Source organism: Teichococcus deserti (assembly GCF_001982615.1).
GTDB lineage: Bacteria > Pseudomonadota > Alphaproteobacteria > Acetobacterales > Acetobacteraceae > Pseudoroseomonas > Pseudoroseomonas deserti.
Map to the genome: position 1 here is coordinate 1 of NZ_MLCO01000346.1, position 14,492 is coordinate 14,492.

12 protein-coding genes are annotated in these 14,492 nt (G+C 72.7%); 4 read left to right on the plus strand and 8 right to left on the minus strand.

Annotated features, from left to right (window positions below):
* Nucleotides 1–37 precede the first annotated feature (37 nt).
* On the minus strand, nt 38–721 hold the full coding sequence (locus BKE38_RS26700; protein ID WP_076960236.1) for a LysR family substrate-binding domain-containing protein: 684 nt from the start codon (nt 719–721) through the stop codon (nt 38–40).
* A gap of 72 nt (nt 722–793) precedes the next feature.
* Nucleotides 794–1,522 carry an SDR family NAD(P)-dependent oxidoreductase gene (locus tag BKE38_RS26705; RefSeq protein WP_076960237.1) on the minus strand — a complete coding sequence of 243 codons (729 nt, stop codon included), beginning with the start codon at nt 1,520–1,522 and terminating at the stop codon, nt 794–796.
* A 134-nt stretch (nt 1,523–1,656) separates the two neighbouring features.
* On the opposite strand from BKE38_RS26705, the gene BKE38_RS26710 reads away from it, so the two are divergent.
* Nucleotides 1,657–2,211, plus strand: a complete 555-nt coding sequence (locus tag BKE38_RS26710) for a sugar O-acetyltransferase (RefSeq protein ID WP_076960238.1) — start codon at nt 1,657–1,659, stop codon at nt 2,209–2,211.
* Nucleotides 2,212–2,214: 3 nt separating this feature from the next.
* On the opposite strand, the gene BKE38_RS26715 is transcribed toward BKE38_RS26710, so the two are convergent.
* The gene (locus BKE38_RS26715) at nt 2,215–4,884 is read right to left on the minus strand and encodes a response regulator (RefSeq protein ID WP_076960239.1); all 2,670 of its coding nucleotides are present in this window, start codon (nt 4,882–4,884) and stop codon (nt 2,215–2,217) included.
* Between the two features lie 199 nt (nt 4,885–5,083).
* Nucleotides 5,084–6,625, minus strand: coding sequence for a cation:proton antiporter domain-containing protein (locus BKE38_RS26720; protein WP_076960240.1), 1,542 nt, complete (start codon nt 6,623–6,625; stop codon nt 5,084–5,086).
* Nucleotides 6,626–6,712: 87 nt separating this feature from the next.
* On the opposite strand from BKE38_RS26720, the gene BKE38_RS26725 reads away from it, so the two are divergent.
* Entirely contained in the window at nt 6,713–7,498 is a 786-nt protein-coding gene (locus BKE38_RS26725) for a phosphodiesterase (protein WP_076960241.1), read from the plus strand.
* Nucleotide 7,499: 1 nt separating this feature from the next.
* Here the strand turns inward: BKE38_RS26725 and BKE38_RS26730 are convergent, their stop codons facing one another.
* Nucleotides 7,500–8,117 (minus strand): pyridoxamine 5'-phosphate oxidase family protein, encoded by a 618-nt coding sequence (locus BKE38_RS26730; protein ID WP_076960242.1) that lies wholly within the window; start codon nt 8,115–8,117, stop codon nt 7,500–7,502.
* A 95-nt stretch (nt 8,118–8,212) separates the two neighbouring features.
* Between BKE38_RS26730 and BKE38_RS26735 the strand changes: the two genes are divergently transcribed.
* The gene (locus BKE38_RS26735; RefSeq protein ID WP_076960243.1) at nt 8,213–9,109 is read left to right on the plus strand and encodes a LysR substrate-binding domain-containing protein; all 897 of its coding nucleotides are present in this window, start codon (nt 8,213–8,215) and stop codon (nt 9,107–9,109) included.
* Nucleotides 9,110–9,338: 229 nt separating this feature from the next.
* Here BKE38_RS26735 and BKE38_RS26740 read toward each other — a convergent pair whose 3' ends face one another.
* From BKE38_RS26740 to BKE38_RS26750, 3 genes are all read right to left on the minus strand, one after another.
* Nucleotides 9,339–10,388 (minus strand): phosphotriesterase family protein, encoded by a 1,050-nt coding sequence (locus BKE38_RS26740; RefSeq protein WP_076960244.1) that lies wholly within the window; start codon nt 10,386–10,388, stop codon nt 9,339–9,341.
* 26 nt (nt 10,389–10,414) lie between these two features.
* Complete coding sequence (locus BKE38_RS26745) at nt 10,415–11,995, minus strand: ABC transporter substrate-binding protein (protein WP_076960245.1); 1,581 nt, start codon at nt 11,993–11,995, stop codon at nt 10,415–10,417.
* A gap of 99 nt (nt 11,996–12,094) precedes the next feature.
* Entirely contained in the window at nt 12,095–13,402 is a 1,308-nt protein-coding gene (locus tag BKE38_RS26750; protein WP_076960246.1) for an aspartate aminotransferase family protein, read from the minus strand.
* Nucleotides 13,403–13,554: 152 nt separating this feature from the next.
* Between BKE38_RS26750 and BKE38_RS26755 the strand changes: the two genes are divergently transcribed.
* The gene (locus BKE38_RS26755; RefSeq protein WP_076960247.1) at nt 13,555–14,322 is read left to right on the plus strand and encodes a GntR family transcriptional regulator; all 768 of its coding nucleotides are present in this window, start codon (nt 13,555–13,557) and stop codon (nt 14,320–14,322) included.
* Nucleotides 14,323–14,492 lie beyond the last annotated feature (170 nt).

A 14,492-nucleotide genomic window follows, 5' to 3' on the forward strand; every position in this document is an offset into this window, starting at 1 on the left:
CCGGCTTTTCGCTGCGTCCACCGCAAGCGCTCACGCTCTAGCCAGCCGGCAGCAGCGCCAGCAGCCGCTGCATCGGCGCGTCCAGCCGCCGGCGCGGCACCGCCAGCGCCATGGCCAGCCGCGGCAGCCGGGCGCCGTCGGCGATGCGGGCCAGCCGGACGCCCTCGCAGCGCTGCTGGGCCGCGGTCGCCGGCAGCAGCGCCGCCCCCTGCCCCGCCGCCACCAGCCCCAGCATGGCGGAGACCCGCTTCGCCTCGCACGGCGGATCCAGCGCGACGCCGGCGGAGGCGAAGGCCCGCAGGATGCGGGCATGCAGCAGCGGCGCCTGGACGGGCGGAAACAGGATGCAGCCCAGCCGCGCCAGCCCGGCCAGGGTGGCAGGGCCCTCGGTCGCGGCCGGCAGGGCGGCCAGCAGCGGCTCGGCCGGCAGCGGCATCAGCTGCAGGGCGGGGCTGATGCAGGCCGGCTGCGGCAGCAGGCCGAGATCGAGCCGCCCTTCCTCCAGCGCCGCCAGGGTCTCGGCCGGGGTCAGCTCCAGCAGGCGCGGCCGCAGCCCGGGCTGGGCCTGGCGCAGCCGGCGCAGCAGCGACGGCAGGTGCCGGTGCAGGCCGAGCGGGGTGAAGCCGATGCGCAGCTCGCCCGCCGTGGCGCCGGCACGCTGCGGCGCCGGCAGGATCGAGGCCGGCAGGGCGGGCAGGCGTGGCAGGGACAGCGGCAGCATGCGGCCAGCCTAGCAGATCGGGCGCCGCGCGGCAGGGGGCAGCGCGCCGAGGCTGCCTCCACCCACTCAGGATCAGCGGGGGGTGCGGAGGCCGGCGGTCTCGCCGCCATCCACGGTGATCACCGCGCCGTTGACATAGCGGGAGGCATCGGAGAGCAGCCAGCAGACCAGCTCGGCGACGTCGCCCGCCTCGCCCAGCCGGGCGGCGGGGATGCGCGATTCCAGCGCGGCGCGGCGGGCCGGGTCGGCCAGGACGCGGCCCATCATCTGGGTCGCGATCTGGCCCGGGCAGACGGCGTTGAAGCGGACATCGGCGCCGTGCTCGAGCGCCAGCGCCTGGGTCAGGCCGAGCAGCGCCGCCTTGGAGGCGCAATAGACCGCCAGCCCCTCCTCGCCCTGCCGCCCGGCGACCGAGGAGATGGTGACGACCGAGCCCTTGCCAGCGATCAGCCCCGGCAGCGCCAGGCGGATGAACAGGAAGACGCTGCGGGCATTGACCGCCATGACCTGGTCCCAGTCGGCCAGGCTGGCCTCGAGGAAGTTCTGCCGGCGGCCCATGCCGGCATTGTTGACCAGCCCGGTCAGGCGGCCGCCGCCGGCCTCCATCGCCGCGGCGACGACGCGCTCAACATCGGCCGGGTCGGCCACGTCGCCGGCGACGAAGCGCACGCCGGGCAGCTGCGCCAGTTCCGCGCCGGCGGCCGCGTCGCGCCCGGTGGCCAGCACCTGGCGGCCGCTGGACGAAAGCTGCTCGACGCAGGCGCGGCCGATGCCCTGGGTTGCCCCGGTGACGATGATCATGCGCTGTCCCCCTGGCTCAAACCAATGCATGATATTTGTTATAACGCTGACGGCAATGCGATTCCCCGGCGGGTTGCAGCGCCGGCCTGGCGCTGGCAACCCTCCGGACACCAACCGCCGGGGACCCGCACCGCATGACCGACCAGCGCAGCCAGAAGGACAAGATGCTGGCGGGCGAGCTCTATGTCGCCGAAGGGCCGGAGATCGCCGCCGACAATGCCCGGGCCTCGGCCTGGATGGAGCGCTACAACGCCGCCCGCTGCGAGAGCGCCGCGGACCGGCTGGCGCTGCTGCGCGAGATCATGGGCGCGGTCGGCGACGGGGTGAACATCCGCCCGCCCTTCTTCGTCGACTATGGCTACAACATCCGCCTGGGGGCCGGGGTCTTCCTGAATTTCAACTGCGTCATCCTGGATGTGGTGCAGGTCACCATCGGGGATGGCACGCAGATCGGCGCCGGGGTGCAGATCCTGACCGCCGACCATCCGCGCGACCCGAAGCTGCGGGCGCAGGGGCTGGAGCTCGGCCGCCCCGTCAGCATTGGCCGCAATGTGTGGATCGGCAGCGGCGCGCTGATCCTGCCCGGCGTCAGCATCGGCGACGACGCGCTGATCGGCGCCGGCAGCGTGGTCACCCGCGACGCGCCGGCCGGCGCCACCGCGGTCGGCAACCCGGCACGGCTGCGCTGAGCCTCAGCCGCCGGCGAGGCGCTGCAGCGCCGCCTGCAGCTCCGCGGCGCGGAAGGGCTTCGGTAGCACCGGCGCCAGGGCCTCCAGCCCCGGATCCCCGGCATAGCCGGTGACCAGCAGCGCCGGCAGCCCCGGCCGCAGGGCGCGGGCGGCGCGCAGCAGGGTCGCGCCATCCATCCCCGGCATGGCGTAGTCGACCAGCAGCGCATCGATCGGCGGCGCGGAGTCGGCGGCCAGCAGGCGCAGCGCGGCGGCGCCGTCCTCGGCCTCCAGCACGGCGCAGCCCAGCGCCTCGGCCAGGCCCACGGTGCTGCGGCGCACCGCCTCGTCGTCGTCGACCACCAGCAGCCGCAGGCCGAGCCCCCCCGGCGGCGTCTCCGGATCGGGCTTGGGGGCGGCCGGAGCGAATGTCGCGCGGCGCAGCGAAAGGGTGAGCTGCCGCCCCGCCTCGGCGGCCATGTCCAGCGACAGGCTGCCGCCCATCTGCGCCAGCACCGCCTGGGCCTCGGCCAGCGCCGGCTCGCGCGGCGCGCTGCCGTCGCGCAGCGTCAGCCGCAGCATTCCCATGGTCGGCTCGTTGGCGGCGGCGATCGCCAGGAAGCCGCCCCCGGGCATCGCCTCGCCGGCATCCAGCGCCAGGTTCAACAGCACCAGCTCCAGCTGCGGCGCGTCGACCAGCGCCGGCCACAGCCCCGGCGGCAGCGCGATCTCCAGCCGCACCGCCGGGCCGAGGGCGCGCTGCAGCAGCGGCCGCAGCCCTTCCAGCAGCGGCGGCAGCTCGGTCGCCGCCGGCAGCAGGCGCTGGCGCCGGGCGAAGCCGAGCAGCTGCCGCGTCAGCACGGCGCCCCGCGCCGCCGCCGACAGGGCATTGTCCAGCAGCGCCGGCAGCCGCGGCCCGTCGGCATGGCGCCCGGCCAGCTCCAGGCTGCCGGTGACGGCGGCGAGCAGGTTGTTGAAGTCATGCGCGACGCCGCTCGCGAGCTCCCCCAGCGCCTGCATCTTGCGTGCCTGGTGCCGGCTTTCCTCGAGCTCCCGCCGCAGCCGGACCAGCTGCAGGTTCAGCCGCACCCGCGCCAGCAGCTCCTGCGCGGCGAAAGGCTTCTTCACATGGTCGTCGGCGCCGGCCGCCGCGACGCCCCGGGCCGAGAGCAGGATCACCGGCAAGGCGCGGGTGGCCGGGTCGGCGCGCAGGCGGCGCAGCAGGGCGGCGGCGTCCAGGCCGGGCAGCGCGGCATCGGCCAGCAGCAGCTCGGGACTGGCATGGCGCGCCAGGCGCAGCCCCTCGACGCCGTCGGCAGCCAGCAAGACCTCGTGCTCCACCGCCAGCAGGCGCTGCAGCCAGGCGCGCAGATCGGCATCCGGCACCAGCAGCAGCAGCCGGGCGCGGCGGCGCGGCGGCTCCGGCGCGGGGGCGGGCGGCTCGGCCAGGATGTCCTCCGGCGCGGCAGGCATTCCGGCCAGCGGCGGCAGGGCGCCGCGCGGCAGGGTGACGGCGACGCGGCGGCCCTGGCCGGGGGCATCGTCCAGCGCCAGCCGGCCGCCCTGCAGCGCCGCCAGCCGCCGCGCCAGGGCCAGGGTGTCGGCCGCCTCCGCCGCGCCCCCGGCGCCGCTGTCCTCGACGCTCAGCACCAGGCTCTCGCCGCGCGGCGCCAGGCGCAGGCTGACGCTGCCGACCGTGGTGCGCTGCAGCGCCTGGTCCAGCAGGTCGAAGAGCAGGCTCTCCCACAGGCCGCGATCGAGCCAGGCCGGCACCCCGCCATCGGCGCAGTCGATGACGAAGCCGAGGCCGGCCCGCGTCATGGCAGGACCGAACAGCTCGGCGGTGTCGCGGGTCAGGGCGGCGACCGGCGTCGGGCGGAAGCGGCCCTGGCGGCGGGCGGCCCCGGGCAAGGCCTCGACCAGGCGCAGCAGGCGCAGCGCGTTGCGCTCGACCAGGCCGAGCGGGCCGCGCGCGGCGGCGGGCAGGGTGTCGGCCGCCAGCAGGTCCTCCAGCGGGCCGAGCATCAGGGTCAGCGGAATGCGGAAGTCGCGGTCGATGCCGGCGAGGAAGGCGGCCTCGCCGGGCGCATCGCCGTCGAGGATGGCGCCGATCTCCGCGCCGGACAGGTCACCGTAGAACGGGCCGGACAGGGGACCCGACGACGGGCCGGATGCGTCGGCCAGCGCGCGCAGGCGCCGCAGCCGGGCTTCCGCCTGGCGCTGGCGCGTCACCTCGCCGGCCATGACCAGAACGCCGAGAACCATGCCGGCCTCGTCCTCGATCCCTGTGCAGGACAGCGAGAAGACGGGTTCCTCCGGATCGTCCGGCTGCGCCGTCGGGAAGAATTCCGGAACCGAGGCCGCCGGCCCGCCGGCCAGGAGCCCGGGGATGACCGGCTCCAGCACCGACCAGAGCCGGGACGGAGCCTCGCCGAAGCGGCGGCCGAAGGCCTCCCCCCGGCCATCGCCGAGCAAGGGCGAGAAAGCATCGTTGTAGAGCTGGAAAAGGCTCTCGCCCCAGAGCAGCAGCATCGGCGTCGGCGCCGCCAGCGCCAGGCGCAGCATCGCGGCCAGCGCCGGGGGCCATTGCTCCGGCGCGCCCAGCGGCGTCGCCGCCGGGCCGAGCCGGTGCAGCAGCGCTGCCGGCGCGCCGGCAGGCGGATCAAAGGAATTCCGGCTCGAGGTCGAGTGCATCGCAAGGCCTTGCCGAAAGCCGCCCTTCTGGCGGACAATCCTTCCTTAGCGGATGTGCGGCACCGCGTCAGCCGGAACAGCCCCGTCCCGGGTCGTTTGTCACCCGACCTTGACAAAAACCGACGATCCTGGCCGGCAAGGGCCGGCTCGGCATCGTCGCAGTTGCAGCCAGCGAAAATTTTCTCTCCTGGGGCCGGGCTCAGCCTTCGATGATGGCCTGGCGATCGGCCGGCGTCGCGGCGAGCTCGGCCCAGTCGAGCTCCTGCTCCAGCGCGTGGAAGACGTCGTCGCTGATCCGGCCCGAGCGGCGCAGCCCGGCCAGGCATTCGCGCTTGGCGGCGATGCCGGCGCGCTTCAGCGCGTCGATGTCGCGCACCGCCCGCGGATTCTCGCCCGAGGCCGCGACCTCGCGCGCGGCGCGGTATTCGTCGCGCAGCGCCGCGGCGGCCTCGCCCTCGGCCGGCAGGGCGGCCAGCGCGGCGTCCAGCAGCGCGGTGCGGGCGAAGGCCAGTTCCTGCGTCACGCCGTCATCGCCATCGAAGCCCAGCGCGCGCACCAGCGGCACCAGGGTCAGCCCCTGCAGCACCAGCGTGCCCAGCACCACGCCCAGCGCGCTGATGACGATCGGGTCGCGCCCCGGGAAATCGGCCGGCAGGGCCAGGGCCGCCGCCAGGGTCACCAGCCCGCGCATGCCGCACCAGCCGGCCAGCAGCGACTGCCGCCAGCCCGGCGCCTCGGCCAGCCAGCCGCGGCCGGCCAGGGCGCGGGCCAGGCCGCCATAGAGGAAGACCCAGGCCAGGCGGACCAGGATGACGACCAGCAGCACCAGCCCGGCCAGCGCCAGCGCCTCGCGCAGCGGCGCCGGCTCGAGCCGCAGCAGGATGTCGCGCGCCTGCAGCCCCAGCAGGAAGAAGGCCAGCACGTTCAGCAGGAAGACGGTGGATTCCCAGACCGAATAGGCATGCACCCGCTCGCGCGCGCTGCTGCGATAGGGCGCGGTGCGGGCGATGGTCATGCCATAGGCGACCACCGCCAGGATGGCCGAGAGATGCAGCCGCTCGGCGATGATCCAGGTGCCGAAGGTGCCGACGAACTGGAACAGGATGCCGCCCAGCGTGCCCTTCAGCTGCCGCGCCAGCAGCAGGTAGAGCCGCCCGGCGGCATAGCCGAAGAGCAGCCCGCCTGGCACCGCCGGCGCCAGGTGCAGCATCAACGTCGAAAAGCCCTCGTCGGGGGCAGCGGCGAGTTCCAGCGCCGCGGCCAGCAGCAGCAGGGCGGCGGCGTCGTTGAACAGGCTCTCGCCCTTCAGCACGGTGACCGTGCTGCGCGGCAGGGACAGCCGCCCCAGCATGGCGCTGGCCGCCGCCGCGTCGGGGGGCGCCACCACGGCGCCGAGCGCCAGCGCCGCGACCGCCGGCAGCCCGGCCCAGGCCATGCCCAGCCAGGCGACGGCGGCGGCGCTGAGCAGCACCGCCAGGACCGCCAGCGCCAGCAGCGGCGCCCAGTGCCGGCGCAGCTCGCGCGGCGGCAGGTCATAGGCGGAGTCGAGCAGCGCCGGCGCGATGAACAGGGCCAGCGCCAGCGCCGGGTCGATCGCCACCACCGGCACCGAGGGGAGTGCCGCGACCGCGACGCCCGCCGCCGCCAGCACCGCCGGATAGGGGATGGCCAGGCCACGGGAGAATTGCAGCGCCAGGATGGCGACCAGCATCAGCAGGAGGATGTTCTCGAAGAGGAGCATGCGACGCGGCTTGCCTTTTGCCCAGCACCAGCCAGGGTAACGCGGCAGGCGCCGGATCGGCCTGCGCGTTTCGCCAGGAGGCCCGCCATGTGGATCGCCCAGATCTCCGACCCCCATCTCCGGCCCGAGGGGGTCTTCTACAACGGCGTGGTCGACCCGGCGGCGGCCCTGGCCCTGGCGGTGCAGCAGATCAACCGCCTGACGCCGCGGCCGGACCTGGTGCTGCTGACCGGCGACGTGGCCGAGACCGGGACCGCCGAGGAGTATGCCCTCGCCCGCAAGCTGCTCGGACGGCTGGAGATGCCCTGCCTGGCGATCCCCGGCAACCACGACCTGCGCGAGCCTTTCCGGGACGCCTTCGCCGGGACGCCGCGCCAGGGCCCGCTGCATGATGCCGCCGGGCAGTTCGGCGCGGTGCGGGTGGTGGCGCTGGACGTCACCGTGCCGGGACAGCATCACGGCGAGGCCGATGCCGCCTCCCTCGCCTGGCTGCGCGCGACGCTGGCCGAGGAGCCTGGGCGTCCCACCGTGGTGATGCTGCACCAGCCGCCGATCGACAGCGGCATCCCCTATCTGGACGCCTACAACTGCCGCGGCGCCGGCGCGCTGGAGTCGGTGATCCGCGACTTCCCCTGCGTCGAGCGCGTGCTGTGCGGCCATGTCCACCGCACCATGCTGCAGCGCTTCGCGGGCACCCTGCTCTGCACCGCGCCCAGCCTCGGCACCGCCATCGCGCTGCGCCCCTATCCGGAAGCCGAAGCCGCCTCCTATCTCGAGCCTCCCGGCTTCCTGCTGCACCACTGGGACGGGAAGACAATGCTGACCCATGCGGTGCCGCTCGGCGTCTTTCCCGGCCCCTACGGCTTCGCCTGACCTACCACATGCTGGCGCGGGCGCGCTCGGGCCATTCGCGGTCATAAGCCTCGCCGCCCACCCGGCCCTCGCTCATCCGCGCCAGGATCTGGCCCGGCGTGGGCAGGGTCTTCGGGTCGACATGGCTCTCGGCCTGCCAAAGCCCGGCGCGGATGATGGCGCGGGCGCATTGGAAATAGACCTCCTCCACCCGGATCACCATGATGCAGCGGGGCGGCTTGCCGTCGGCCGCGAAGCGCGCGAGCAGCGCCGGATCGGCATCGAGATGCGCCCGGCCGTTGACCCGCATGGCATTGCCGCTGCCCGGCACCAGCAACATCAGCGCGACGCGCGGGTCGCGCACCACGTTGCGCAGGCTGTCGATGCGGTTGTTGCCGCGCCGGTCGGGCAGCATCAGCGTGTGCGGATCCTCGACCCAGACCACCTGGCCGCGGTCGCCCCGCGGCGAGCAGTCCATCCCCTCCGGCCCCACCGTGGCCAGCGCCAGGAAGGGCGCGGCCTCGATGAAGCGGCGGTAGTCCGGCGTCACATGGTCGGCCACCTTGGCGGTCGAGGCCTCGCCCACCCTGTCCAGCGTGCCATAGATCGCCTCCAGCCCGGCGATGTCGCGGATGATCATCTGTCTGTTTCCCTGACCTGGCGCCCGCTCTCTAGACCGCCGGGCGGCCTGCGCCTAATCAGTTCGGCGCCTCGCTTCGTCAGGAAAACTCACGGATGCCGCGCCGCCTTCCCCCGCTCAGCGCGCTGCGCGCCTTCGAGGCCGCCGCCCGGCTGCAATCGGTCACCCGCGCGAGCGCCGAGCTCGGCCGCACCCATGGCGCGGTCAGCCGCCAGCTGCGCCTGCTGCAGGAGGAGGCCGGCGTCGCCCTCTTCGACAAGGCCGGCACCGGGCTGCGGCTGAACCCCCGCGGCGAGGCGCTGCGCCGCCAGGTGGCCGCCGGCCTCGACACGCTGGAGCAGGGCTGGCAGCAGCTGCTGGACGAGGCCCGCGGCCCCGCCGTCCATGTCGCCTGCAGCGCCACCTTCGCCATGCGCTGGCTGGTGCCCCACCTGCCCGGCTTCTACCGGGCCCATCCCGGGCTGCGGCTGCGGCTGTCGATGACCTCGGCGCGCGAGCTGCGCCACGAAGGCGCCGACCTGGTGATCGCCTGGGACCGCAGCTCCTACCCGCCCGCCGACCAGGCCCGCGCCATCCCGCTGGGCCCGACCGCCTTCGGCCCGGTCTGCCTGCCCGGCTACCCGGTGACGCCAGGCCCCCCGCTGCAGGTGGCGACGCGGATCGCCCATGAATTCACCAGCCGCGCCTGGGACGCCTGGCAGGAGGCCAGCGGGATCACGGTCGACGCCGCCCAGGAGCTGCGCTTCCCGCACAGCCACCTGTGCCTGGAAGCGGCGCTCGCCGGGCTGGGCGTGGCGCTCATGGAACAACGCCTGGTGACGGAAGAACTGGCCCAGCGCCGCCTGGTGGCACCCTGCGGCTTCGCACCCTTCCCCGACGGGCTGGCGGCGGTGCCGCTGTCCGACCGCGCGGAATCCGTCGCCGCCTTGGCTTTTCTCGCGTGGATGAAACAAGAATTGGGCAGAGAAGCATCGGGTAGGCTGGGGGAATGAATTCCCCCAGACCCCCATCTTTTTTCTGTTCACCGGCCATGGCGTGGCCAGCGCCTCGATGAAACCCACACCAGTGCATCATGGCGGGACGCCATTTTCATCGAACGGCGCTCGCTGACAGGTCGTGCTGCGAACTGGCCGTTTCGCCCGTCGTCGTCACGTGGACATGGCAATCAGACAGAAAAATCCAGGGGAATTCATTCCCCTGGCCTGCCTTTGTCTTCTCTCCTCAGATGAACGTCAGCAACCGCCGCGGCGTCCCAACCATGATCGCGTCGATCTCCGCCTCGGTGTAGCCGCGGCGGCGCATCAGGGGGATGACCTTCTTGTAGATATGGGCGTACCCGTGGCCGCCCCATTCGCTCATCTGCACCACGTGGCAGATGTCGTGGCTGATCACCACCTGGTCGCCGTGGCCGCGGTCGATCACCTTCCGGATGTCACGCAGGCGGCCGGCGTCGTTGGGCATGTCGATGTCGATGTTCGGCGCGTAGTAGCAGCTTTCCTGCCCGAACAGGTCCCATTCCAGGATGACGCCGGCATCGGCCAGGCGGAACAGGCGGTCATCGTCGAAGATGGTGCGGTCGATGTGGTCGATGATGGTGCGCGAAAGGTCGGCGCCATGCTCGCGCAGGAGCTCGACCAGCATCCAGGGATGGTCCTCGTGGCGGGCCGGGTGGATGGTCAGCGCCGCGCCGGTCTCCTGCTGCGCCAGGCAGGCGGCGTGCAGCATCTTCTTCTCGAGGTCGGTCCAGGGCCACTGGCAGCCGATCTCGCCGAGCAGGCCGGCGCGCACATCGGTGCCCCAGGCGCCGAGCTGCACCTGGTCGACCATCTCCTGCGCCAGCTCCTCGACGCTGCGATGCTCGTTGGCCGGGTCCTGGTAGTCGTGGACATAGTGGCCGCAGCCCATGACGATCTGGGCGCCGCTGTCGCGTGACGCCTTGGCCAGGCCGCCGGGGTCGGGCATCAGGCCGCCGATGGTCAGCTCGACGATGGTGCGGCCGCCATGCTGCACCACTTCCGCCGCGGCGCGGGTGGCAGCGCCGACGTCGAGCTGCGTCGTGTTGCGGTATTCCTTCAGCGTCGAGGTCTGCAGGTCCCACCAGCGGAACAGGTCGAGATCCTCGGTGGGCGGCGGGTCGCTGCGCAGGCTGGGGGGCGTGATGTTCCAGATCAGATGCTCGTGCATCAGGGTCGAGCCCAGCTCCGAGGGATCGATCAGGCCCAGCACGGTCTGCGCCTTGCCGCGCATCTGGTCGCGGGACAGTCTCGGCATCGCGGTGATTGCTCCGGTTGGGCGCGTCAGCCGCGCCGCACGTTCCACGGGTAGGGCGCCGATCCCTGCAGGAAGCCGCTGAGATCGGTGCGATAGGCGGTGCGCATGAAGAACTGGCCCATCGGGATGACCGGGGCCTGCTCGAAGGATTCACGCTGGATGGCCTCGGCGATGCGGGCGCGGCCGGCCTCGTCGGGGGCGGAGAGCCAGTCCTCGGCCAGGGCTTCCACCTTGTCGTTGCGGTACCAGCCGAACCAGCCCTTGTCGCCCAGCCCGCGCAGGGTCGGGTTGATCGCCGGGGTATAGACCGAGAGCGAGGGCCACCAGGTGTGGAAGACGCTCCAGCCCCCCTGGGCGACGGGCGCGCGGCTGGCGCGGCGCTGCACGACGGAGCCCCAGTCGGTCTCGACCAGCTCGGTGTTGATGCCGAGGCGGGTGAAGAGATCGGCCGTCACCGGGCCCCAGGGCGCCATGCTGGGCAGGTCGGTGGGGCTGATGATCACCACCTTCTCGCCATTGTAGCCGCCCTCGGCCAGCAGCCGTTTTGCGAGCGTCAGGTCGCGGGGCGCCTTCAGCGCCTCGGCGCCGGCCTCGGTGCCGTAGGGCGTGCCGCAGGGGAACATCGAGGCGCAGCTGCGGAACAGCTTCGGATCGTTGCCGGTGACGGCGCGCATCCAGTCTTCCTGGTTCGCCGCGGACAGGATGGCGCGGCGCACCGCGGCCTTGTCGAAGGGCGGGTGCAGGGTGTTGAAGCGCAGCGTGCCGATATAGCCGGCGGGGTCGTTGACCTCGACCTTGACGTCGCGGTTGCGCGCCAGCAGCGGCACCAGGTCGGGATGCACCTGGTCCCACCAGTCGGCCTCGCCGGTCTGCAGCGCGCCGGCTGCGGTCGCGGCATCGGGGATGATGTGCCATTCGATGCGCTGGAAATGCGCGACCTTGCCGCCGGCGGTGCGCTGCGCCGGCTCCTGCCGCGGCACATAGCCGTCGAACTTCTGGTAGGCGACGCGGCTGCCGGAGACGTAGTCATTCGCGACGAAACGGTAGGGGCCGCTGCCGACCATCTCGGTGATCTGGCGGAAGGCGTCGGTCTTCGCCAGGCGCTCGGGCATCATGAAGGGCGGGATGGCCGAGGTCTTTCCCAGCGCCTGCAGCATCAGCGGGAAGGGCCTGGTCAGCTTGATGCGGATGGTGCGGTCGTCGGCGGTGCCCCATTCCTCGACGATGCGGGCGAGCGACTGGCCGAAGGTGTCCCGCTTCGACCAGCGGTCGAGACTGGCGGCGCAGTCGCGGGCGAGGACGGGCGTGCCGTCGTGCCAGCGCAGGCCGTCGCGCAGGCGGATCTGCCAGGTCAGGCCGTCATCGGAGACGGTGTGACCCTCGGCCATCTGCGGCCGGACCTCGAGCGCGTCGTCCTGGCCGTAGAGGGTGTCGAAGACGTAGAAGGCGTGGTTCAGGGTGACCGCCGCGGTGGTCCAGATCGGGTCCAGCGAGGTCAGGTTGGCCTGGGGGATAAAGCGCAGCAGGCGGGTGTCGCCAGTGCGCGCGAGGGTTGGCCGGGCCAGGCTGGCGGCGGCGAGGCCGGTGAGCAGGGTGCGTCTATGCATCAGCAGTCTCCGGTGGAGGAAAGCCGTGTGCTCTTATGGATAGAAATAGAAGGGGGGTTCGGGGCGCTGCCCCGAACGGGGGATACTTCCCCCCGACCTTTACTGTTTTTGTTGCAGCAGCTCGCGTCTGGCCTCGACGAACTCGCCGACGGCCGCGACGAAGCGGTCGAAGTCGCTGTCCGCGACCGGCAGGCTGAGGGCGACCATGCCGCGCCGGGCGAGGTAGATGCCGGCCGCCATCATGTCGAAGAAGAAGAGCTCCCGAAGGGATTCTTCCTCGGCGCTGGCAGCGTAGGGTGCTTCCGGCAGAGGATCGCGGAAATGCACTGTCATCATCGAGCCCATGCCGGTGAAGCCGAAGGGCAGGCCCTTGCCCACTTCGTTCAGCCGGGCGCGCAGGCTCTCGCCACGGGTGAAGAGCTTTTCCGCAGCTTCGGGCGTGAAGATCTCGCCCATGGCCACCTTGCCGGCGGCCATGGAGAGAACATTGTTGTTGAAGGTGCCAGCATGCGGCAGCTTGGCGTCGAACAGCGCCATGACGTCGTCGCGGCCCCCGAAGGCGCCGAAGCTCATGCCGCCGGCGATGTATTTCCCGAGCGCCGTCAGGTCCGGCGTGATGCCCAGACGCTGCTGCACGCCGCCGCCGGACATGCGGGAGGTCATGACCTCGTCGAAGACCAGCAGGGCGCCGGTCTCGTCGGCCAGGTCGCGCAACGTCTGCAGGAAGTCGGGACGCGCCGGGATGCAGCCGCCGCCGCCCAGCATCGGCTCGATGATGATGGCGGCCAGGTCGGATGCGTTGTCGCGCGCGACCTTCGTCGCGTCGGCGGCGTCGTTGTAGTTGGCCATGACGAAGGGCAGCGGCAGGGTGGCGGGGCTGGGGCCGGCCAGCGGGAAGGTCAGCACGCCGCCGTGGTAGCCGCCGCGGAAGACCATGCAGGTGCGGCGGCTGGTGAAGGCGCGGGCGGCGGTCTGGGCCATCAGATTGGCCTCGGTGCCGCTGTTGGTGAAGCGGACCTTCTGCAGGGAGGGGAAGCGGCCGCAAAGCAGCTCGGCCAGCTTGACCTCGCCCTCGCCCACCGCGGCCAGGTTGGTGCCGCGCTTCAGCACCGCATGCAGCGCGTCATGGATGCGCGGCTCGGAATGGCCGAACAGGCCGGCGGTGTATTCGCCGCAGAGGTCGAGATACTCGCGCCCGTCCAGGTCCCAGAGGCGGCAATCCTCGCCGCGGGTCATCGCGGTCGGGAACGGCCCATAGGCCAGCACAGAGCGGGTGTTGCCGCCGGGCATGACGGCCACCGCCTTCTCGTGCAGGGCAGCGCTGTTCGGGCGGGCGGCGGTGTAGAGCGCGCGCGCCTCGGCGACGGCGCTGGAGAGGTCGCTGTTGCGGCGGAGCACGGCGCTCATGCGCGGCCTCCGCAACCGGCGGTGGAGAGGCGGCAGGCGGATTTGTCTGTCATCGGCGCGCGCTTGGCTCCAGGATCGGGACGCTGGCGAGGGCGGCCTTGGACCATCCGCCATCTTGAATAGGACGGTATCGTGATCACAAAATGACGGCAATGCTTATCTCAACGATTCCCGACCCCGCCGAGCCCGCCACCCTGCCGCTGGAGGAGCAGACCTATCGCCGGCTGCGCCAGGCGCTGGTCGAGGGGGTCTTCGCGCCGGGCGACAAGCTGTCGATCCGCCGCATCGCCGAGGCGCTGGGCACCAGCCCGATGCCGGCGCGCACCGCGCTGCGGCGGCTGGCGGCCGAGCAGGCGGTCGACGTCATGCCGTCCGGCACCGCCGTGGTGCCGCGGCTGACGCGGGAGGCCTTCCAGGAGATGGCGGCGATCCGCGCGGCGCTGGAGCCGCTGGCGATCCGGCTGGCGGCGCCCCGCCTCGGCGCGCCAACGCTGCAGCGGCTGCAGGCGATGCTGGACGAGCATGCGGCGGCGCGCGCCAGCGGCCAGCCCGAGTATTTCCTGCGCGTCGACCGCGACTTCCTCTTCGCGCTGTATCGCGCGGCGGAGGCGCCGACGCTGATCGGCATGATCGAGGCGCTGTGGCTGCGGCGCGGCCCGCTGTTCTGGGAGGCGCGCTGGGTGCTGATGGCGCGCCCGGCCGAGGCGGCGCATCGCCATGGCCAGATCCTGGACGCGCTGCGGCGCGGCGACGGCGAGGCGGCGGCGCGCGAGCTGGAGGGGGAGATCACCGACGCCACCAGCTTCCTGCTGGCGGAGATGCGCTTCGCCGGCGATCCGGCACCCGCCGGGCTGGCGGCCCTGGCCGGCAAGCGCGGCGCGTCCCGCCCGCCAAGGCCGCTGCAACGGCGGGCGTTCTGACCAAAGCGTCGCCACGTGCGGCGATGCATTGACTCGCCGTAATCCTTCTGCTCACGTTTCGGGCAGCGCGGGCGGAGTGGCGCGGCGATCTTCCCTGGCGAGGAAGGCCGCCGCCCGGCTTGGACATTCGCAAGCTCGCCCGCCGGCAACACAGGGGGCTCGGGCATGAT